The sequence below is a fragment of the Comamonas sp. SY3 genome, assembly GCF_041730275.1.
Classification (GTDB): Bacteria; Pseudomonadota; Gammaproteobacteria; order Burkholderiales; family Burkholderiaceae_C; genus Comamonas; species Comamonas sediminis.
In genome coordinates, this window is sequence record NZ_JBGTYN010000033.1 from 13,545 (window position 1) to 32,923 (window position 19,379).

The 19,379-nt window shown below is 61.0% G+C and carries 17 protein-coding genes and 1 pseudogene; 6 read left to right on the plus strand and 12 right to left on the minus strand.

The window, feature by feature from the left end; translation table 11 throughout:
- The first annotated feature begins 496 nt into the window (after positions 1 to 496).
- The 5 genes from ACCQ08_RS24550 (at position 497) to ACCQ08_RS24570 (ending at position 5,378) form a co-directional block, all read left to right on the plus strand.
- Positions 497 to 1,621 carry a branched-chain amino acid ABC transporter substrate-binding protein gene (locus ACCQ08_RS24550; RefSeq protein ID WP_239812235.1) on the plus strand — a complete coding sequence of 375 codons (1,125 nt, stop codon included), beginning with the start codon at positions 497 to 499 and terminating at the stop codon, positions 1,619 to 1,621.
- 89 nt (positions 1,622 to 1,710) lie between these two features.
- Positions 1,711 to 2,634 carry a high-affinity branched-chain amino acid ABC transporter permease LivH gene (gene livH, locus ACCQ08_RS24555; RefSeq protein ID WP_116927424.1) on the plus strand — a complete coding sequence of 308 codons (924 nt, stop codon included), beginning with the start codon at positions 1,711 to 1,713 and terminating at the stop codon, positions 2,632 to 2,634.
- A complete protein-coding gene (locus ACCQ08_RS24560) occupies positions 2,634 to 3,863 on the plus strand; it encodes a high-affinity branched-chain amino acid ABC transporter permease LivM (RefSeq protein WP_373451227.1) in 1,230 nt (409 codons plus the stop codon). Before livH ends, ACCQ08_RS24560 begins: the two co-directional genes overlap by 1 nt.
- Positions 3,864 to 3,900: 37 nt before the next feature.
- Positions 3,901 to 4,668, plus strand: a complete 768-nt coding sequence (livG, locus tag ACCQ08_RS24565; protein WP_239812234.1) for a high-affinity branched-chain amino acid ABC transporter ATP-binding protein LivG — start codon at positions 3,901 to 3,903, stop codon at positions 4,666 to 4,668.
- A gap of 8 nt (positions 4,669 to 4,676) precedes the next feature.
- Positions 4,677 to 5,378 (plus strand): ABC transporter ATP-binding protein, encoded by a 702-nt coding sequence (locus ACCQ08_RS24570; protein WP_239812705.1) that lies wholly within the window; start codon positions 4,677 to 4,679, stop codon positions 5,376 to 5,378.
- 92 nt (positions 5,379 to 5,470) lie between these two features.
- Here ACCQ08_RS24570 and ACCQ08_RS24575 read toward each other — a convergent pair whose 3' ends face one another.
- The 11 genes from ACCQ08_RS24575 to ACCQ08_RS24625 all read right to left on the minus strand — a co-directional run bounded on the left by ACCQ08_RS24575 (position 5,471) and on the right by ACCQ08_RS24625 (position 16,983).
- On the minus strand, positions 5,471 to 6,334 hold the full coding sequence (locus ACCQ08_RS24575; protein WP_239812233.1) for a TIGR00730 family Rossman fold protein: 864 nt from the start codon (positions 6,332 to 6,334) through the stop codon (positions 5,471 to 5,473).
- Positions 6,335 to 6,479: 145 nt separating this feature from the next.
- The gene (gene crcB, locus ACCQ08_RS24580) at positions 6,480 to 6,863 is read right to left on the minus strand and encodes a fluoride efflux transporter CrcB (RefSeq protein WP_230778069.1); all 384 of its coding nucleotides are present in this window, start codon (positions 6,861 to 6,863) and stop codon (positions 6,480 to 6,482) included.
- A gap of 69 nt (positions 6,864 to 6,932) precedes the next feature.
- The gene (locus tag ACCQ08_RS24585; protein ID WP_373451228.1) at positions 6,933 to 8,753 is read right to left on the minus strand and encodes a peptidase M14; all 1,821 of its coding nucleotides are present in this window, start codon (positions 8,751 to 8,753) and stop codon (positions 6,933 to 6,935) included.
- 136 nt (positions 8,754 to 8,889) lie between these two features.
- A complete protein-coding gene (locus ACCQ08_RS24590) occupies positions 8,890 to 9,267 on the minus strand; it encodes a monovalent cation/H(+) antiporter subunit G (protein ID WP_239812231.1) in 378 nt (125 codons plus the stop codon).
- Positions 9,264 to 9,542 carry a K+/H+ antiporter subunit F gene (locus ACCQ08_RS24595; protein WP_182322531.1) on the minus strand — a complete coding sequence of 93 codons (279 nt, stop codon included), beginning with the start codon at positions 9,540 to 9,542 and terminating at the stop codon, positions 9,264 to 9,266. Before ACCQ08_RS24595 ends, ACCQ08_RS24590 begins: the two co-directional genes overlap by 4 nt.
- The gene (locus ACCQ08_RS24600; protein ID WP_373451229.1) at positions 9,539 to 10,027 is read right to left on the minus strand and encodes a Na+/H+ antiporter subunit E; all 489 of its coding nucleotides are present in this window, start codon (positions 10,025 to 10,027) and stop codon (positions 9,539 to 9,541) included. The genes ACCQ08_RS24595 and ACCQ08_RS24600 overlap by 4 nt, the downstream gene beginning before the upstream one ends.
- The gene (locus ACCQ08_RS24605; RefSeq protein WP_239812229.1) at positions 10,024 to 11,793 is read right to left on the minus strand and encodes a monovalent cation/H+ antiporter subunit D; all 1,770 of its coding nucleotides are present in this window, start codon (positions 11,791 to 11,793) and stop codon (positions 10,024 to 10,026) included. Before ACCQ08_RS24605 ends, ACCQ08_RS24600 begins: the two co-directional genes overlap by 4 nt.
- Positions 11,793 to 12,158: a Na+/H+ antiporter subunit C gene (locus ACCQ08_RS24610; protein ID WP_021028259.1), complete on the minus strand. Its 366-nt coding sequence runs from the start codon at positions 12,156 to 12,158 to the stop codon at positions 11,793 to 11,795. The genes ACCQ08_RS24605 and ACCQ08_RS24610 overlap by 1 nt, the downstream gene beginning before the upstream one ends.
- 12 nt (positions 12,159 to 12,170) lie before the next feature.
- Positions 12,171 to 15,095, minus strand: coding sequence for a monovalent cation/H+ antiporter subunit A (locus ACCQ08_RS24615; protein ID WP_373451230.1), 2,925 nt, complete (start codon positions 15,093 to 15,095; stop codon positions 12,171 to 12,173).
- A gap of 420 nt (positions 15,096 to 15,515) precedes the next feature.
- Positions 15,516 to 16,682: a lipopolysaccharide assembly protein LapB gene (lapB, locus tag ACCQ08_RS24620; RefSeq protein ID WP_373451231.1), complete on the minus strand. Its 1,167-nt coding sequence runs from the start codon at positions 16,680 to 16,682 to the stop codon at positions 15,516 to 15,518.
- Entirely contained in the window at positions 16,672 to 16,983 is a 312-nt protein-coding gene (locus ACCQ08_RS24625) for a lipopolysaccharide assembly LapA domain-containing protein (protein ID WP_239812227.1), read from the minus strand. Before ACCQ08_RS24625 ends, lapB begins: the two co-directional genes overlap by 11 nt.
- Positions 16,984 to 17,969: 986 nt before the next feature.
- Between ACCQ08_RS24625 and ACCQ08_RS24630 the strand changes: the two genes are divergently transcribed.
- A complete protein-coding gene (locus tag ACCQ08_RS24630; RefSeq protein ID WP_339558351.1) occupies positions 17,970 to 18,578 on the plus strand; it encodes a recombinase family protein in 609 nt (202 codons plus the stop codon).
- Positions 18,579 to 19,028: 450 nt separating this feature from the next.
- Here ACCQ08_RS24630 and ACCQ08_RS24635 read toward each other — a convergent pair.
- Positions 19,029 to 19,379, minus strand: a pseudogene (locus ACCQ08_RS24635) (hypothetical protein); the annotation flags it as partial.

Sequence of the window (19,379 nt, forward strand, 5' to 3'; positions counted from 1 at the left end):
CAGAGGCGGGCGAGGTGCATGGACGGGCGCGCGCGTCTTGGCTGCAGATCAGGGTTTCCACAGCCCTGGTTTTGTGCGTGGCGGGATCTTTTTCGCGCACAATGCTGCCTCTCGCGGCGAAGCTGCCTGGGTTCTGAAATTTGCGGTGGCCGCTGGGCTCAGTGCAAGACAAGGGAGCCGGGACGGCACCGATGCCGAGGAGGCGCTTGGGGCATTTCAGATTGATGCTACTAAATGCATCAGAATGTATAGGGTCTGAGCGCCTTGCGCGGTGGCTTTAAAGGTGTTTTGCACATTATTGGTGCATGAATGCCCGTTAATGCCCTGATTAGGTGCAAAAATCACTTTTTGCTAGCACATAAGTGACATATTTGGCAATCCTAGGCATCCCTGTTGCGAGAGTTTATTAGACCTATATGCTGTCTCCGCATCGCACTTGATAGTTGCTCTATTGTCAATGTCTGCGATCCATAGCTTGATTAAAAAGGATTCCGATATGAAGGTACCGTTTCGCCTCAACTCGATGGTGGTTGCATTTGGTCTGGCCGGCAGCATGCTCGCTGGCGCAGCCCAGGCTCAAAATATCAAGATCGGCGTGGTCATTCCTGCGACGGGTCCGCTGACCCAGTACGGTGACATGGTCAAGGAGGGTGTGGATACGGCGCTCGAGCAGATCAATGCTGCCGGCGGCATCAATGGCAACAAGCTTGAAGCAGTGATCGTTGATGATGCCTGCGAACCCAAGCAGGGCCCTGTGGCCGCCAACCGCGTCGTCAATGCGAAGATCCATTACGTGGTGGGACCTGTATGCTCGGGCGCAGCCATCGCTGCAGCACCGATCTACAACAATGAAGGTGTGGTCGTCGTGACCCCTTCGGCCACCTCGCCTGCGCTGACCGAAGGCAAGAACTTCACGTCGGTCTTCCGCACCATTGGCCGCGACGACCAGCAAGGCCCGTTTGCTGCCAAGTTCATTGCCCAGACCGTCAAGCCCAAGAAGGTTGCGGTGCTGCATGACAAGCAATCCTACGGCCAGGGCATTGCCACGGCCGTGCGCGATACGCTCAAGGCTGACGGCATCAATGTTGCGCTGTTTGAAGGTATCAACGCCGGTGACAGCGACTACTCGGCCGTGATCACCAAGCTCAAGAGCGCCGGTGTGGATTTTGTCTACTACGGCGGCTACCACCCAGAAATGGGACTGCTGCTGCGCCAATCGGCAGAGCAGGGCCTGAAGGTCCGTATCATGGGCCCTGAAGGCGTGGGCAATCCCGAAATCAATGCGATCGCCGGCCCCGCCGTTGAAGGCATGCTGGTGACCCTGCCCGCCGACTTTGCTGGCAACCCGAAGAACGCGGCCATCGTCAAGGCCTTCAAGGACAAGAAGCGCGATCCTTCCGGTTCGTTCCAGATGGGCTCGTACACTGCCGTGCAGGTCATCGCTGACTCGATCAAGGCCGTGGGCAACGATGGCACCAAGGTGGCCAAGCACCTGCATACCGCTACGTTCGACACCCCGCTGGGCAAGCTCGCCTGGGATGCCAAGGGCGACCTGAAGTCCTACGACTTCCAGGTCTTCAACTGGCACAAGGATGGCAGCAAGTCGCCAGCGTCTAAGTAAGTGTTTGACAAAAGCATGGCTCTAAAACATAGAGCCATGCTTTTTTATTTTGGCGGCCACAAGCGCCAAAGGAATTGGGTTGGTACGGTATGAACGATTTTTTGCCCCAATTCATACAGCAGTTGTTCAATGGTCTGTCCCTGGGCGCGATCTACGCGCTCGTGGCCATTGGCTACACGATGGTGTATGGAATTATCGGAATGATTAATTTCGCCCACGGCGAGATTTATATGATTGCGGCCTATATCGGCCTCGTGACCTTGTCGGCCATCGGCACGCAAAGCGGGTTGCCGGTGTTTGTGGTGATCGGTGCGATGCTGCTCGTTGCAGTGGTGCTCACCGGTGTTTACGGCTATGTGGTGGAACAGGTGGCGTACAAGCCCTTGCGCAGCAGCCCGCGCCTGGTGGCGCTGATCTCGGCCATCGGCATGTCCATCTTCTTGCAGAACTGGGTAGCCCTGGGGCAGGGCGCACGCGATATGGCCGTGCCCTCGCTGCTGCCCGGTGCATTCAACTTTCACATGGGTGATTTCGAGGTCTTTGTGCCTTACACCCGCATCTTGATCATTGTGGTGGCGGTGGTGCTGATGGCCGCGCTGACCTTCTACATCCGCCACTCGCGCATGGGCCGCGCATCGCGCGCCTGCTCGCAAGACATGCAAATGGCCAACCTGTTGGGCATCGACACCAACAAGGTCGTGTCATTCACCTTCATCCTGGGGGCGGTGCTGGCGGCTGTAGGCGGTGTGCTGATTGCGCTGGCGATCGGCAAGCTCAACCCCTACATCGGCTTTGTCGCCGGTATCAAGGCCTTCACCGCTGCGGTGCTTGGCGGTATCGGCAGCATTCCGGGGGCGATGCTGGGCGGCGTGCTGCTGGGTGTGGCCGAGACCATGGCCGCAGCCTATATCTCTTCGGAATACAAGGACATCGTTGCTTTTGGTCTGCTGGTGCTGATTTTGCTGTTCCGCCCCACCGGTCTGCTGGGCAAGCCTGAGGTGGAGAAGGTCTGATGATGAAAGCGAACTTCAAGAACGCCATCATCTCGGCCGTGTTGGCGGCCTTGGTGGTGATGCCCATTTTCGGACTGCATCTGGAGCGCAAGGGCGGTCAGAACTACATCGAGCCGCACTGGAACCTGGTGATCTGGGGCTTTGTCATTGTGCTGGTGCTGCAGCTGATCAAGCCTTTGCTGGGCAAGCACATGGCCCGGGTGCAGGCGCCGCGCCTGCCCGAGGTCAGCACCCGCATGCGGATGACCTTGCTGTGGCTGGTGATTGTCGCGGCCATTGCCTGGCCGTTTTTCAGTGGCCGCAATGCGGTGGACATTGCCACCTTGGCGCTGATCTACGTGATGCTCGGCCTGGGCCTGAACATCGTGGTGGGCTTTGCCGGTCTGCTTGACCTGGGCTTTGTCGGCTTCTACGCGGTGGGTGCCTACACCTATGCCTTGCTGTTCCACTGGGCCGGCTGGTCGTTCTGGGAAGCGTTGCCGCTGTCCGGCGCCGCCGCCGCGTTGTTCGGCTTCCTGCTGGGCTTTCCGGTGCTCCGCCTGCGTGGTGATTACCTGGCGATCGTGACCTTGGGCTTTGGCGAAATCATTCGCCTGCTGCTGGTCAACCTGGTGGATGTCACCGGCGGGCCGGACGGTATCTCGGGCATTCCCAAACCGACGTTGTTCGGCTTTGAGCTGACGCGTACCGCCTCGCAAGAGGGTGCGCAGACCTTGCAGCAACTGATGGGTATCGAGTTCAACACCATGCACATGGTGATCTTCCTCTACCTGCTGGCGCTGTGCCTGGCGCTGGTCACCTTGTGGATCAGTAACCGCTTGATTCGCATGCCGATCGGCCGCGCCTGGGAAGCACTGCGTGAGGACGAAGTGGCTTGCCGTTCGCTGGGCATGAACCCCACCAAGATCAAGCTCTCCGCTTTTACCTTGGGCGCCATGTTTGCAGGCTTTGGCGGTGCATTTTTTGCAGCGCGGCAAGGCATTGTCAGCCCCGAGTCGTTCAGTTTCATCGAGTCGGCCCTGATCTTGGCCATCGTGGTGCTGGGCGGCATGGGCTCGCAGATTGGCGTGGTCGTGGCTGCGATCCTGATCACGGTGCTGCCGGAGCTCGCACGTGAGTTCTCGGAATACCGCATGCTGATTTTCGGCCTGGTGATGATCTTGATGATGGTCTGGCGTCCGCAGGGCTTGTTCCCGATGAAGCGCTACCACGAAGAGTTGAAGCAATGACCGTAAACACGGAAAACGCAAACAGGGAGAAGTGTTTATGAGTCAAAGCATCTTGAAGGTGGAAGGCCTGTGCATGCGCTTTGGTGGCTTGCTCGCAGTCGACCAGGTCGCACTCGATGTCAAGCCGCAGGAGGTGTTCGCCATCATTGGCCCCAATGGTGCGGGAAAGACCACGGTGTTCAACTGCATCAGCGGCTTCTACAAGCCGACGGCTGGTACGGTCTCGCTGGGCGGGCAATCGATTGCCGGCCTGGCCAGCCATGAGGTCGCCAACCATGGCGTGGTGCGTACGTTTCAGAACGTGCGCCTGTTCAAAGGCATGACGGTGCTGGAAAACCTGCTGGTTGCGCAGCACCAGCAGATCAAGCGCAACCTGCTGTCGGGTCTGTTCAAGACCAAGGCCTACCGCGAAGCGGAAGAGAACGCCAAGCAGCAAGCTGCGCACTGGCTGGATGTGATGGGCCTGCGTGCCTTCACCAACCGCGAAGCGGGCAACCTGGCCTATGGCCACCAGCGCCGGCTGGAGATCGCGCGTTGCATGATCACCAAGCCCAAGCTGCTGATGCTCGATGAGCCGGCCGCCGGCCTCAACCCGCAGGAGAAAGTGGAGCTCCAGCACCTCATCGACCGCTTGCGCAAGGAGTACGGTGTGACCGTGCTGCTGATCGAGCACGACATGAGCCTGGTGATGGGGGTGTCCGAGCGCATCCTGGTGATGGAGTATGGCAAGCCGATCGCACTGGGGGTGCCGGAGGTCATTCGCAATGACGAACGCGTGATCAAGGCGTACCTGGGAGAGTCCTGATGCAGCCGATGTTGGAAATCAAGAATATCAGCACGCATTACGGTGCGATCTGTGCAGTCAATGATGTGAGTCTGCATGTCAATGAGGGAGAGATCGTCTCGCTGATTGGCAGCAATGGCGCGGGCAAGACCACGTTGTTGATGAGCGTCTGCGGCAATCCCTGCGCGACCACCGGCTCGATCAGGTTCGAGGGCGAAGAGCTGGTGGGGCAGTCGTCTCACCTGATCATGCGCAAGGGCATTGCGATATCGCCCGAAGGCCGCCGTGTGTTCAAGGATCTGACGGTCATGGAGAACCTGCAGATGGGCGCGTTCTTCTTGAACAAGCAGGAGATCGCCCACGGCATCGACTATGTCTATGGTCTGTTTCCCCGCCTCAAGGAGCGTGCCGACCAGCGTGCCGGCACGATGTCCGGGGGGGAGCAGCAGATGCTGGCCATTGGCCGGGCGCTGATGAGCAAGCCGCGCCTGCTGCTGCTCGATGAGCCCACGTTGGGCCTGGCGCCGCTGATCATTGCGCAGATCTTCGAGATCATCAAGGCCGTGCGCGAGCAGGGCGTGACTGTGTTCCTGGTGGAGCAAAATGCCAACCAGGCGCTGCAGATCGCCGACCGTGGCTATGTGCTGGAGACCGGCAAGGTCACCTTGGAAGACACCGGGGTCAACCTGCTGCGCAACCAGGACATCCGCAAGGCGTACCTGGGCGGCTGATGGGTGCGGCGGCAGAGGCTGCCGCTGCACAAAGCAAAACCGCTCCTGGCTGCATGGCCAGGAGCGGTTTTTTTAAGGGGCCGAACGCTGCCTTAGCGCTGGTAGTAGGCCTGGATGATGCGGCAGGCCTCATGCACATCGTCGGTGATGTGGAACAGCTTGACGTTCTCGGGTGAGATGGTGCCGTATTCGATCATCACGTCGAAGTTGAGCATGCGCGACCAGAAGTCCACGCCAAACAGCACAATCGGCACACCCTTGGCCTTGTGGGTCTGCACCAGGGTCAGCACTTCGAACAGTTCATCCATCGTGCCAAAGCCGCCTGGGAACACCACCAGGGCGCGTGCACGCATCATCAGGTGCATCTTGCGCAGCGCAAAGTAGTGGAACTTGAAGCACAGCGCCGGCGTGATGTAGCGGTTGCCCGACTGCTCGTGGGGCAACGTGATGTTCATGCCGACATTGGGTGCATGCTCTTCGGAGGCGCCCCGGTTGGCGGCTTCCATGATGCCGGGGCCGCCGCCGGTGCAGATGTAGAGGCGGTCCTCGAGCTTCTGGGTTTCGCTGAACTTGGCGACCAGGCGTGCAAAACGGCGCGCCGCATCGTAGTAGCGGCTGGTCGCCATGGCGCGCTGCGCCACAGCTATCGCCTGCGCATCGCCCTGGGCCTGGGCAGCGGCCAGCAGTACCTCCGCCTCTTCGGGGGCTACGAAACGCGCACTGCCAAACACCACCACGGTGTTGTTGATGCCCTGGGCGGTCAGCTCCAGGTCGGGTTTGAGCATCTCCAGCTGAAAGCGGATCGAGCGGGTTTCGCGGCGGCTCAGAAACTCCGGATCGGCAAAGGCCAGGCGGTATGAATCGCGTTTGGCGGCTTGCTCGGGCGGCATGTCGGCGCCGAACAGGTTCCAGTCATGCGCCATGACTTGTTCGTCGAGTTGGGTGTTGGCGTCCATGGTCTTCTCCAGCTTTCACAAAGCCGGCGCCGGGGCAGGCACCAGCGGTCACAAAAAACACGAGCAGCACAAGCGGGGCCTGTGCTGCTACTGAATATAGAGCGTTTTGGGCATGCGCTTGGGGCAATGCGTTGAAAAAAGTCGTTCAGCGCCCACCCCAGAGGGCTTGGCCGGTGGCCAGCCCCAGGGCCGTCAACGCCAGCGAACCGAGCAGATGCAGGCTGCACTGCAGCAGCGCCAGACCATAGCGCTGCGCCTGCAGCATGGACACCGTCTCGGCGGAGAAGCTGGAAAAAGTCGTGAGTGCACCCAGAAATCCGGTGATCAGCACGAGGCGCCAGACCGGGTCGATGCCGGGGGAGTTCTGGAACAGGGCCACCAGCAAACCAATGGCGTAGCCGCCGACCAGGTTGGCCGCCAGGGTGCCCCACGGCAGCAGGGCATGGGGCTGGTTGAGCCAGCGGCCCAACTGCCAGCGTGCCAGCGCGCCCAGGCAGGCGCCAATCGATATGCCAAGAACGTTCCACATGCCCGCGAGCTTAGCAGGGCACCGCTGTGTTGGGGAGAAATGCAACGCAGAAAGGCTCCGCTTGATGCGTCAGCGCGCCTGCACGATGTCCTGCCAGGCGGCATAGGCGGCCAGCACGGCTGCGCGTTGTGCGGTATGCGCGAACACCAGCGCATCGCCCACCACGGTCTGGTCCGGGAACTCGGTGATCAGGCTCACCGGCGTGAGGCCGTTATCGTCCACTTGCATCGAGCAAGGGGTACCGTGCCGCAACTCAAACGGCTGGCGGCCGGAATGGCTTTGGTACAGCGCCAACTGGCGGCGGTTGTATTCCGGCAAACCTTCCACCTTCAGCAGCGCCTGCGCCACCCGTTCGGCCAGGGCCTCGGCTTGCGCCTGCCAGTCTTTCCGGTAGCGCAGAATCAGGAAAAAGCCCTTGGGAATGGTCCAGAGGTCGAAGCCCTGGGGCACGTAGCCCGACAGGGGGCGGGTCCATTCGTGTGCGGGGTAGCCATGCAGGCTCAGGTGCAGCTGCGCACCACTGGCAGCGATTGCATCACGCCGCAGTGCGCTCTCGTACCAGGGGGCGTGGTCGCGGTAGGCCAGGTCGTCGCCCAGCGCGGTGTAGCGCGCTGCATGGTGCATCTGCTGCGGTGCGTAGTCGCAGTACCACTGGTGCAGGTCATAGCCGTCCGGGTTTTCAATGGGGATGTAGGCGAAGTGGCTGTCGGCCTGCTGCGCCAGCGCCAGCGCCCCGCGCAGAGCGCCGGTGACGCCAGAGATCTCGTTGGCATGCTGGCCGCCGCTCAGCACCACCGCGTGTTCGCTGCCTTTTTTATAGGTGGCGGCAATAGGGCGGCCTTGTACGCTTTGGCCCTGGCAGGCGCTGCCATAGGCGGCGAACAGCGGCTGGACCAGCGCATCCATCTGGGCCAGGCTGGGGGCACGCTGCAGCTGCGCCGCATGGAAAGCAGCGTCTTCGATGCTGTTGGGGCGGAAGAACGCTGGCGGCAGGCCCTCAGGCGCGGTGGGCAACGGCTCTGACAGCGCCAGTGCGTGTATTTGCAAGCCGACGGAGGTCTGTTCAAGCGGATGGGATTGTGCGGCGATCCGGATGTCCGGCACGATCTGGCCCGGTTGCAGCCGGCGGTCGCCTGCTGCACGCCCGGACAGCTTCTGGAAGTGCTCGAGCAGCGAGAAATACAGGTCCTCATGCATGGCTTCCGGTGTACTCATGGTCTCACCAGTGCCGGCAATCTCCTGCTCAAAACCGGTCAACTGCATCGCAATGTGCAGGCGGCCGAAAAAGGGCTCGCTCTGCGGCCAGGCATGGTGCTCGATCGCATGCAGGGCCTGGGCGTAAGCAGCTTCGTAGTCGGTTTGCAAGGCGGCATCGTGCACGGTGCGCCCCTGCGCATCCTGCGCCTGCTGCCAGCCGCAGGGGGTGATGCCGCTGCTGCCGTGTGCGGTGTGGAAAGACCGGTTGGGTGCGAATACCTGCAGGTTTTGCGTGTGCCCGTCGTGGTAGCGTAGCGCCAGCGTATAGCTGTCGGCGTGCTGACCGGCCTGCATCTGCAGGTCCACCCCCGGCGGCAGCATGGCGGCCAGGGGGTAGGCTTCCAGCATGAAACGATTGGGCGCGGCATCCGCATGGAGCGGGTAGTGCAGATGCAGGCTTTGCAGCCCGGTGGTATCAAGGTCTTCCAATACCGCATGCACCAAGGGCTTGTAGGCGCTGCGGATGCGGGCGTGGATGCCCTGCTTGCTCAGCATCTGCTCGGCCGCACGGCGCGCCTCAACGCCTTCGAAACACCACAGCTGCCAGGACCACTCGGGCTGGGGATGGGCCAGGCGCTCTGCCACCCACTGGGTGAGCGTACGGTCTAGGGTGCTGGAGAGGAGGAGCGTCATGGTGTGGCCTGCGGTGTAGATGCTTGTGATCCACCAGCATAGAACAAGCACGCTGTTCTTGCTGCACGCCGGCGCTTATTCCCGCTGACACTCCATCCGGCAAGGTCTTATTTAGCCGGCTATCGCCATCTGGCCCTCAGGCGTCGTTGCCTTCCGGGTTGGCAGACACGATGCGGCTCAGGCTGGGTGGCACGTCCTTGCCCATGCGCCGATCGCGGAACAGTGCCGCACGCATCAGGAAGATATTGGTGATCGGCACCGCGACCGACAGCAGCACGGCAATCAGCAAGGTGTGGAAACTGGGCTTGTGCGACTGCAGGCTGAAAAAGAAGACCGAGCTCCAGACAATGAGCCAGCAGCCGGCGCACGCGATGATGGAAGGTGTATGCACGCGCTCGTAGTAGCTGGGCAGTCGAAACAGGCTCAGTGCCCCGATCAGCGTAATCAAGGTGCCGCCAAGCACCAACACCGACACGAGGATCTGTACCCAGATGGGCAGGTCGACTTCGGTCATTCGATCACCTCCCCGCGCAGCAGGAATTTGGCCATCGCTGTCGAGCTGACAAAACCGAACAACGCGATGAGCAGCGCGGCCTCAAAGTAATTGACGGACGCATAGTGGATGCCCAGCACCAGCATCGCGAGCATCCCGATCAGATACATGCAGTCCAGCGCCAGAACGCGGTCTTGGGCCTGTGGGCCCTTGAGCAGGCGGATCATCGCGAACAGCATGGCCAGCAGCAAGATGAAAAGGGCTGCCGGCATGGTCCAGGCAAGAATGATGTTCATTCGAAAATCTCCATGAGGGGCCGTTCATAGAAGGCCTTGATGTGGTTGATAACGCCTTGCGGGTCGTCTGCCTCCAGCACATGCAACAGCAGAATGGAGCGGTCGCGCGATATCTCGGCCCACGCGGTACCGGGGGTGATACAGACGATCATTGCCAGCACGGCCAGACCGTTGGGGTCGCGCAGCTGCAAAGGCACATGGACAAACCCTGCCGGCTTTTTTCGGCTGCCCGGCATCAGCAGCAGTCGCAGCACGGATACATTGGATTGCAGCGAATCCGCAGCCACACGAAAGCCGAGCCGGATGATGGTCCAGGGTTTTTTGATGCTGACCGAGCGTGGGCGCAGCCCCTGGGTGAGCATTGGAATCAGCCAGCCCAGCAGCACACCGAGAATGATCTGCCCGGGGCTGAGGCTGCGGTTGAGCAGCAGCCACACCAGGCACAGCAGCACGGACAGCAGGGGCGCAGGGAAAAGGCGTTTCATGGCTCGGTACCTCCTGCAGGAGCTTGCGGCGCAAGCCCAAACCCCGTCTCAGGGAGCACGGTCGGGATCTCGGGAGCGACCACGGGCTTGGCTGTGGGGGAGGGCTTGGGATGGGTCTCCAGCACAGCGCGGATGTAGTTGCCGGGCGCGTGGAGGTTGTCAGCCGCGCGCTGGGTAAAGCGCATCACGCTGGCACCATGGGTCACCATCAGGATGCAGCAACCGAGCAAGATGGCTAGCGGCAGGCCCTCGATGACCTTCAGCTCAGGGGTATTGCGGCTGATGCTGGACCAGAACTCCCGAATCCCGATCCGCACCAGGGCGGTCAACGCCATCAGCCCCGTCGCGATCAGCAAGCCCATGAATAGCCAGCCCAACCAGCCGATCTGCGTACCTGCCGAAGAGCCCAGTCCCAGGGGATTGAGCAGCGCCGAGAGCATGGCGAATTTGCCGATGAAGCCGGACAGCGGCGGCAGGCCCGATATCACCAAGGTGCAGAGCATGAACGACAGCCCCAGAAACGCCATCGCTGCCGGAATGGCCCGGCCGATCAGCACTTCCTCGTCTTCGTCGAGGTTGAAACCATCGCGCGGCAGCAGTTCGGCGGTCAGGAACGGCGCCTCCTCATCCTCGAAGCGTACGCTGGCACCGTCGGTCGTGCGCCATCGCTCGATCAGGTCGGTGATCAGGAACAGCGCCGCCACCGCGAGCGTCGAGCTCGGCATGTAGTACAGCAAGGCGCTCGTCATCAGGTTCTGGCCAAAGCCGGCGGCAGCCAGCAACGTGCCTGCGGACAGGATGGCGGCATAGCCCGCCACATAGCCCAGGCGCTGCGTGCCGAGCATGGAAATGGCCGCATACAGCATCGTGGCCAGGCCACCCAGGATCAGCCAGGCGCTGCCAAAATGGGCCGATGGCCCGGCCTCGCTGCTGAACATCAAGGTCCACAGCCGCACAATCGTGTAGATGCCCACCTTGGTCATCAGCGCAAAAATGGCGCCGACCGGGGCCGTGGCCGAGCCATAGGCGGGCACCAGCCAGAAGTTCAGCGGCCAGACCGCTGCCTTGATCAGGAAGGCGGTGGCCAGAATGCCGGCGGCGGTATGCAGCAAGCCCCGGTCCGCGCTGCTGACACTCGGAATGATGCGCGCCAGGTCGGCCATGTTCAAGGTGCCGGTGATGCCATAGAGCATCGACACGCCAATCAGAAACAGCGACGACGCTGCCAGGTTGATGGCGATGTAGTGCAGGCCATGCTGAACACGGGACTTGCCTGAGCCATGCAGCAGCAGGCCATAGGAGGCAGCGAGCATGATCTCGAAGAACACGAACAGGTTGAACAGGTCGCCGGTGAGAAAGGCACCGGCCAGACCCATCATCTGGAACTGGAACAGCGGGTGAAAATGCACGCCTACCCGGTGCCAGCGCGCGCCCGAATACACCACTGCACACAGCGCAACCACGCTGGTGGTCAGCAGCATCAGCGCCGAGAGCCGGTCGAGCACCAGCACAATGCCAAACGGCGCGGCCCAGTTGCCCGACAGGTAGACATTCATCGAGGTGGCCATGCCATCCTGGTTGCTCCATTTGACCAGCGCCATCGCAATGACCAGGCCGATCAGGCAGGAGCTGATGTTCATCAGCAGTTTGGTGCGTTGGTACTTCTCGCCCAGGGTCAGCATCAAGGCTGCGGTCAGCATGGGCAGCAAAATCGGTGCCAGCAGCAGGTGCGGCATCAGGCGCTCAGTCAGCGTCATCAGCGACATCAAGGCGCCTCCTGCACGTCATTGGACAGGGACCCGTCCACGTGGTCGGTGCCCGTCATGCCGCGCGAGGCGAGCAGCACCACCAGAAAGAGCGCGGTCATCGCAAAACCGATGACGATCGCCGTCAGCACCAGCGCTTGGGGCATGGGGTCGGCATAGTGCATCAGATCAGTCGGTACACCCGGCTGCAGTATCGGTTCGCGGTCGATTGCCAGGCCTACGCGGCCCATGCTGAAGATAAACAGATTGACCGCATACGACAGCAACAGCAGACCCATGATGATCTGGAACGTCCGTGGGCGCAGCAACAGCCAGACGCCGGAGCCGGTCAATACGCCAATGGCAATGGCCAGTACGATTTCCATTTGGTATTGTCCTTAGGGTTGAGATGCCGAGTCGCTGCGCTCGCCTTGCTGGCGTTCGTGGTAGCGGAAGCCCCGGACGGATTGGTGGGCAATGCTGGTGAGCATCAGCATCGTGGAGCCCACGACCAGCGAGAACACGCCGATATCGAAGAACAGTGCGCTGGCGATATGGATCTCGCCTACGACCGGCAGGGTCAGGTGTGCGGTGTGGCTGGTCAGGAACGGATAGCCGAAATACCAGCTGCCCACACCGGTGCCCAGTGCAAACAGCAGACCGGCGGCAATCCAGCGGCGCGGGTAGATGGGCAAATGCGATTCGACCCAGTGCGTACCGGAGATGATGTATTGCAGCAGCAGACCGATGGCCAAGGTCAGGCCGGCGACAAATCCCCCGCCGGGCTCATTGTGGCCACGCATGAACAGGTACATTGCAACAATGGCGGCAAACGGCAGCAACAGACGCACCAGCACAGCGGGCACCATCAGGTAGCCCACAGCGGTATCGGTGGCGCTGCGCGGGTTGAGCAGGTCGGTCTGCAAGTCAGCTGGCAAAAAGCGCTGCTGCTCGGGCACGTCCATCGCCTCGGGTGCCGGGCGGAAGCGCCGCAGCAGCGCATACACGGTCAGCGCAACAATGCCGAGCACGACGATTTCACCAAAGGTATCAAAGCCACGGAAATCGACAAGCATCACGTTGACAACGTTGGTGCCACCGCCTTCCGTTTGCGCACGCTCCAGGAAGAAGGTCGAGGTGCTTTCGGGGAAGGGCCGGCTCATCATCGCAAATGACAGCCAGGCCATGCCGCCACCGGCCAGCAACGTGATCAACAAGTCACGCCAGCGGCGCAGCGTGACCAGTGCGCCTTGCTGGGAGACTTTCTTGAGCTTTTTGTCGCGCTTGGGCAGCCAGCGCAGACCCAGCAGCAGCAGCACCGTGGTGACTACTTCGACCACCAGCTGGGTCAGCGCGAGATCAGGCGCGGAGAACCACAGGAAGGTCAGGCAGGTCGCCAGCCCGGCGCCGCCCAAGGTGACCAGCGCCGCCAGGCGGTGGTACTTGACGAGGAAGGCTGCTGCCAGCGAGCAGCTGATGCCGATCAGCCACAGAATGCCAAAGGCGGGGGACAGCGGTTGCAGGCCGCGGTTGCCCAGCTCCAGGCCATGGATCAGCAGCGGAAGCGTGGCCGTCAGCAATGCCGCCAGCACCAGCCACAGCGCCTGCCATTGCCAGCGGCGCGTGCCCAGCCAGCGGCGCAGATGGCGCGCACCGTTGGTGATGATCGCCATCACCGCCTGGAACACCCATTGGCCATTGATGCGCCCGACCAGCGGTGCATCATCGAGGTATTGCTTGGCGCGCAGCAGACGCAGCAGCAGATAGAGCAGAATGCCAGCGAGCATGGCGATGATGCTCATCACCAGCGGCGCATTGATGCCATGCCACAGCGCCAGGCTGAACTCCGGCAAGCTGCCGCCCACCACCGGCGAGGCGGCCGCATCCAGGTACTGGCCGACCGCCCAGGCCGGAAAGATCCCCACCAGCAGACAGATCAGCACCAGCAGCTCGACGGGCACCCGCATCCAGTGCGGTGGCTCATGCGGCTCATGCGGCAGATCGGTGGCAGGGGGGCCAAAAAACACATCGACGGTGAAGCGCAGCGAATAGGCGACGCTGAAAATACCGGCCAGGGTAGCTGCCACCGGCAACGCCGTGGTCAGAAACGGTGTGGTGTTGATGTACACCGTTTCGGCAAAAAACATTTCCTTGGACAAAAAGCCGTTGAGCAGCGGCACACCGGCCATGGCCGCACTGGCCACCATCGCCAGGGTGCCGGTAATGGGCATCATTTTCTGCAGGCCGGAGAGCCGGCGGATATCACGCGTGCCCGATTCGTGGTCGACAATGCCGGCCGCCATGAACAGCGAGGCCTTGAAAGTCGCATGGTTCATGATGTGGAACACGGCAGCGACGGCAGCCAAGGGGCTGTTGAGGCCGAGCAGCAAGGTGATCAGGCCCAGGTGCGACAAGGTCGAATAGGCCAGCAGCGCCTTCATATCGTGCTGGAACATGGCGATGTAGCCGCCCAGCAGCAAGGTGATGGCGCCGGCACCCCCGACGAGCCAGAACCATTCCTCGGTACCGCTCAGCGCTGGCCAGAGGCGCGCGAGCAAGAAGACGCCTGCCTTGACCATGGTGGCCGAATGCAGGTAGGCCGACACGGGGGTGGGTGCTGCCATGGCGCGCGGCAGCCAGAAATGGAAGGGAAACTGTGCACTCTTGGTCAGTGCTCCCAGCAATACCAGCACCAGCGTAACGCGGTAGAGCTCATGGTTGCGGATCTGGTCGCCCGCCGCCAGCACATTGTCCAGTTCATAGCTGCCGACAATATGGCCCAGCAGCAATACGCCCCCCAGCAGGCACAGGCCGCCGGTGCCGGTCACCGTCAGCGCCATGCGTGCGCCCATGCGTGCATCCTTGCGGTGGTGCCAATAGCCGATCAGCAGGAAAGAGAAGAGGCTGGTCAGTTCCCAGAAAAACACCAGCTGGATCAGGTTGCCCGAGAGCACTACCCCCATCATCGAGCCCATGAACGCCAGGAAAAACGAGAAGAAGCGTGGCACCGGATCGGCTTGCGACATGTAGTAGCGGGCGTACAGCACCACCAGGCTGCCAATGCCCAGCACCAGAATGGAGAACATCCAGGCAAAGCCGTCCATGCGGAAGTGCAGATCCAGGCCCAACTGGCCCAACCAGGCCACGTTGTGGTGCACCACGCCATTGTTCTGCGTTTCCGGGAAAAGCATGGCGACTTGAACCACACAGAACACGGCTATGGCCCCTGCCAAGGTGGACTCGGTGTTACGCGCGTTGGCAGGCAGCAGCGCCGCGATGGCGCTGCCGACGAAGGGGAGGAGGATCAGGTAGGAAAGTGCCATTTCTTTGTAAATTCTACAAGCTGGCTCGATCCCAGCTGCTACTAAAACCCGAGCAAGTTCAGGATATTGGTCATGGCTTATCGATAGTCAATACCCTATGTTAGTGACTGCAAATGCGCGAGCAAAGGCGGTTTCTGGATGGATGTTTTGGACATGGGCCGATGCATGCTTTGCATGAATAGGCAGGCCTTTGGCCATAGGCCAACACGGCAGCCGGGCTGCAGCACCTGGGATGGGTATCAGGGGGGAAATGGTGCGTCGCGGCGAGCCACCCCGCGGCGTGCATGTGCGACGCGCCGCTGAGGCGCGCTCCATGGTGGGCTGGGCTTGGGTGCATGGGGTCCGGTGCCGAGGCATGTCAGGGCTCCTGCGCCCCAGGGCAGGGCGTCAGCGCATCCTAGCAGAAGCGACCGGGATGTCCTATTGCTCTTCCACCCGGCGGGGAGGGTAGCTGTCCCAGGATTGGCAGCCGGGGCACTGCCAGAAATGCTGGCGCGCTTCAAAACCGCAGGCGGCGCAGCGGTAGCGTGTCAGCGGCTTGGCGGCATTGTCCAATGCGCGCTGGATAGCCGGGTGGTGTTCCTCATGGCTGAGGGTTTCCTGGGTCAGCCAGCGACCCGCAGCCACCACCGAAGGCTCATGGCGCAGATGCTCGATATACCAGTCACGCCCGGCAGGCGCCGCCGCGTCCGGCACCATCGCATGCTCGTCCATCTGAACGAGGCTCTCCATCACATCCAGCGACGGCGCGTTCTGGTAGTTCGCCTCCAGCAGCGCACGCACCTGCGGCTTGCGCTCATCGGTCTTGACCAGCTCCAGCATCAGCGGGGCGACCAGCGGCACCGAGGAGGGCGACACCGATGCCAGTTCGATCAACGAACTCAGCGCCAGCGAAGGATGTCCACTCTTGTGCTGCAGATGGGCCAACTCAATGCGGGGGCGCGGTGCATGCGGGGCTTCGGACTGGGCTTGCTGCAGCAGGCTCAGTGCAGCGTCGCGCTGGCCCTGGGCCTGCTGGCCCAATGCTTGCTCGCACAGGTAATGGGCAATGCGCACACTGTAGTCGCCCTGGTTGTGGCTGTGCATCAGGCGTGCAATCTGCACCGCCTGGGGCCAGTCGTGGGCACGCTCGTAGATGGCCAGGCGCGACAGGCGTGCCTCGTTCTCATAGGGCGTGCCGTCCAGTCGGGACAGCGCATCCTCGGCGCGGTCCAGCAGGCCCGCCTTGAGAAAATCGAGTGCCAGCGCGTGCTGGGCACGTTCGCGCTCGGGCTTGCTGATATCGGCGCGTGAGAGCAGATGCTCATGCACCCGCACCGCGCGGCTGTACTCGCCCCGGCGGCGGAACAGATTGCCCAGCGCAAAGTGCAGCTCGGCGGTATCGGGGTCGTTCTGTACGGCCTCGATAAATGCATCGATGGCCTTGTCCTGCTGCTCGTTCAGCAGGAAGTTCAGCCCCTTGAAGTAGGCTTTGGGGGCGCTGCGGTTCTCGCGGCGGATCTGGCGCAGGTCAAAACGCGAAGCCAGCCAGCCCAGCACAAACGCAGCGGGAAAGCCCAGCAGGATCCAGGAGATGTCAAATTCCATGAGGGGGCAGCGGGGTGGATTCGTCCGCAGGGGCGTTGATGGAGAGGGCGGGCTCAGCCGCGGCCGTTTGCGCTGCCGCTGCACGCTGCGCGGCTTTGCGGTGCTTCCACCAGCGCGGCACCATGCCGATGATGCCGACAATCACACCCGCGCTGAATGCGAGCAGCACGACCAGAACGAGGGGGGCCTGCCACTGGGTGCCGAAGAACAGGTGCACCACCACATCCCGCTGGTTATTGAGCGCAAATGCAAACAGGGTGAAGAAGATGACAGCTTTGAGCAGCCACAGCAGGTATTTCATGGCAGTGACAGGAATGGCTTGGGCGCCATTCTACGTGCATTCCCGCGCCTGGCCTGGAAAAGCAAATGCCAGCACGAGGCTGGCATTGGTCAAAAGAAGGTGACGAGCCTGACCGCTGTCAGTTTGCGATAACACCTTATGCAAATCAATGGCTTGCAGCATCCCCTCTAACCTCAACGTGCACAGTGCTGGGTCACGGTTAAGAAGGGTAGTCTAGCAGGTTGTAGGGGTGAGCCAGTGGAGGATTCCTGGAATGGAAATCTTGGAAAAACTCTTTGAGGGCTTCTCAATAAGACCTTGGACTCAGGTTCCCCCGTGTGCGGTACTGAGGAGGGCTCCGGAGGGCTGAAGGGGGGGTGGGTTAGTCTTTGCCGACTTCACCAGCCGTTAGGGTCTCTCGGTGGCTTGTCTTCAATGGCTAGCGGGTTGCCGGTAATGATCTTGGGAGGGAGCGTTGAGTGTCCGTAGAACTCCGTATTGGTAAACATTCCTCCTTCATTCTCCAATTGGTACCCTTGCTCAAGCAGTTGATCCTCTAACGCCTTGTACTCGCGTGAGGAATAGACATAAGAGAACTCATAGCTTCCAATACTTCCCTGCGTGTGTCCTCTAGTCACTCGTTCGCCACCCATTGAGGGAGACAGGATCGTCATGTAAGCGGACCGAGCCCTTTCCTCAGGACTTGAGTCGGTGGGGAGGGGGAGTAACTGCTCTATCTCATATAGAGCCTGCTTCAGGAGCATCTTCATGTCCTGTGCGGAGTTTGCATCAATCGTAAGTGTCAATGCTCGTCGTCTATCTACCATGTCAACCTCAAGGGAGTTCTGACTCGCTACTTTAACCTCAGGCTGAACGAAAGCCGAGTGACCACAATCGGTCGTTTACGGTCAGGGGTTCAGAGGGTGTCCAAAAGATAGGGTGACAATGTTCTGTACATAGTGTATATTACGGACATCCATTTAGTACACCCTGAGGAGCCCCTTTCGATGTCCACCAGCGCCAGCAGCACCCCTAGAGTCTTCGCTTACTGCCGTGTCTCTACCTCAGACCAGACTACCGCCAATCAGCTGCAGGAGATCGCTGGAGCGGGCTTTGAGGTTTCCCCTAGGAGAGCTATCACTGAGACCGTTAGCGGCTCTGTAGCGGCCTCTGAGCGCCCTGGATGGGCCTCCCTGGTTGCCAAGCTGGAGGCTGGAGATGTAGTGGTGGTCACCAAGCTGGATCGCCTCGGGAGGAATGCTATGGATGTCCGTACTACTGTGGATGATCTTGCTGCTGAGGGGGTCAGGGTCTATTGCCTAGCCCTTGGTGGGATGGACCTCACGAGCCCAGCGGGTAGGATGACCATGGGGGTTATTGCCGCAGTAGCTGAGTTTGAGAGAGACCTGCTGATCGAGAGGACTCAGGCAGGGCTATCCAGAGCGAAGGCTGAGGGCAAGAGCCTGGGGAGGCCCAAGAGCTTGACTGATGAGGAGACTCAGGAGGTCCTCAGGAGGCTTGCTGCTGGTGAGGCTGTAGCTTCAATCGCTAGGGCCATGGGGACCAGTCGGCAGACCGTGATGCGGATCAGGCAGGGTAATCTAGAGGCGGTCTAAACTGCCCCACTGGAGGCCTCCAGGGGCTGCCTGTGAGGCTCTGGGGTCTAGCTGGTGGGGTTGCCTACATGCACGGCTATTGGTGCTCCTGAGGGCTTCCTGTGGGGCTGCCGATTAACCCACACCATTGGTAGGCGTGAGACCCTTCCAGAGGAGCCCAAAGGCACCGGAGTCCCTGTAGAGAATGACCATCATCAGATGAAGCTAGTCAGTCTTGAGGAGAGCCCGTAGTCCAGAGGATAAACCTACAGAGAGACCCAATGGAGTCCATAGGAGCCCTATAGAGAGATGACCATACAGAGATGACCATCACTAGAGGAGAGTCTAGACCCAATGGAGAGCCCTTAAGAGTACCTATAGGGGGGGCATTTAACCCACACCATAAGGGACTTGAGGCCAATTAGGGTCTCCATCTGTAAAGGCATCAGTACTCCTGAGGAGACTCCTTATCTAGTCTTCTTTGGTCTTGACCTTGTAGCCCTTCTGGCGGCCTCTGGAGGCCTTCTCCAGGCGTGGCGAGGTGTAGACCCTCGGGAGGCTAAAGGAGCTGTAGGAGAGGCTTAGGATGGCTTCTAGCCGGTCCTCTAGGTCAATACCTTGGTAGACCCTGGTTCCTATGCTGCCCTGCGTCTCGTGTCCTGTGATGGCATCCTGGACCTTCTCTGGTATCTTGGCCTTGGACATGCGAGTCCTGACCAGATGCCTGAAGGAGTGGAAGTCTGGATAGGCTTCAGTTAGGCCGCTATCCCGTAAGCGCGCGGTGAACCCATCTTGAAGTGACTCTCTCCGTCTCGCAACATC

What these genes read in the sequence shown, in the direction of transcription:
- ACCQ08_RS24550 (WP_239812235.1), top strand. Translation starts at nt 497, where the DNA reads ATGAAGGTACCGTTTCGCCTCAACTCGATGGTGGTTGCATTTGGTCTG.
- livH (WP_116927424.1), top strand. Translation starts at nt 1,711, where the DNA reads ATGAACGATTTTTTGCCCCAATTCATACAGCAGTTGTTCAATGGTCTG.
- ACCQ08_RS24560 (WP_373451227.1), top strand. Translation starts at nt 2,634, where the DNA reads ATGATGAAAGCGAACTTCAAGAACGCCATCATCTCGGCCGTGTTGGCG.
- livG (WP_239812234.1), top strand. Translation starts at nt 3,901, where the DNA reads ATGAGTCAAAGCATCTTGAAGGTGGAAGGCCTGTGCATGCGCTTTGGT.
- ACCQ08_RS24570 (WP_239812705.1), top strand. Translation starts at nt 4,677, where the DNA reads ATGTTGGAAATCAAGAATATCAGCACGCATTACGGTGCGATCTGTGCA.
- ACCQ08_RS24575 (WP_239812233.1), bottom strand. Translation starts at nt 6,334, where the DNA reads ATGGACGCCAACACCCAACTCGACGAACAAGTCATGGCGCATGACTGG.
- crcB (WP_230778069.1), bottom strand. Translation starts at nt 6,863, where the DNA reads ATGTGGAACGTTCTTGGCATATCGATTGGCGCCTGCCTGGGCGCGCTG.
- ACCQ08_RS24585 (WP_373451228.1), bottom strand. Translation starts at nt 8,753, where the DNA reads ATGACGCTCCTCCTCTCCAGCACCCTAGACCGTACGCTCACCCAGTGG.
- ACCQ08_RS24590 (WP_239812231.1), bottom strand. Translation starts at nt 9,267, where the DNA reads ATGACCGAAGTCGACCTGCCCATCTGGGTACAGATCCTCGTGTCGGTG.
- ACCQ08_RS24595 (WP_182322531.1), bottom strand. Translation starts at nt 9,542, where the DNA reads ATGAACATCATTCTTGCCTGGACCATGCCGGCAGCCCTTTTCATCTTG.
- ACCQ08_RS24600 (WP_373451229.1), bottom strand. Translation starts at nt 10,027, where the DNA reads ATGAAACGCCTTTTCCCTGCGCCCCTGCTGTCCGTGCTGCTGTGCCTG.
- ACCQ08_RS24605 (WP_239812229.1), bottom strand. Translation starts at nt 11,793, where the DNA reads ATGTCGCTGATGACGCTGACTGAGCGCCTGATGCCGCACCTGCTGCTG.
- ACCQ08_RS24610 (WP_021028259.1), bottom strand. Translation starts at nt 12,158, where the DNA reads ATGGAAATCGTACTGGCCATTGCCATTGGCGTATTGACCGGCTCCGGC.
- ACCQ08_RS24615 (WP_373451230.1), bottom strand. Translation starts at nt 15,095, where the DNA reads ATGGCACTTTCCTACCTGATCCTCCTCCCCTTCGTCGGCAGCGCCATC.
- lapB (WP_373451231.1), bottom strand. Translation starts at nt 16,682, where the DNA reads ATGGAATTTGACATCTCCTGGATCCTGCTGGGCTTTCCCGCTGCGTTT.
- ACCQ08_RS24625 (WP_239812227.1), bottom strand. Translation starts at nt 16,983, where the DNA reads ATGAAATACCTGCTGTGGCTGCTCAAAGCTGTCATCTTCTTCACCCTG.
- ACCQ08_RS24630 (WP_339558351.1), top strand. Translation starts at nt 17,970, where the DNA reads ATGTCCACCAGCGCCAGCAGCACCCCTAGAGTCTTCGCTTACTGCCGT.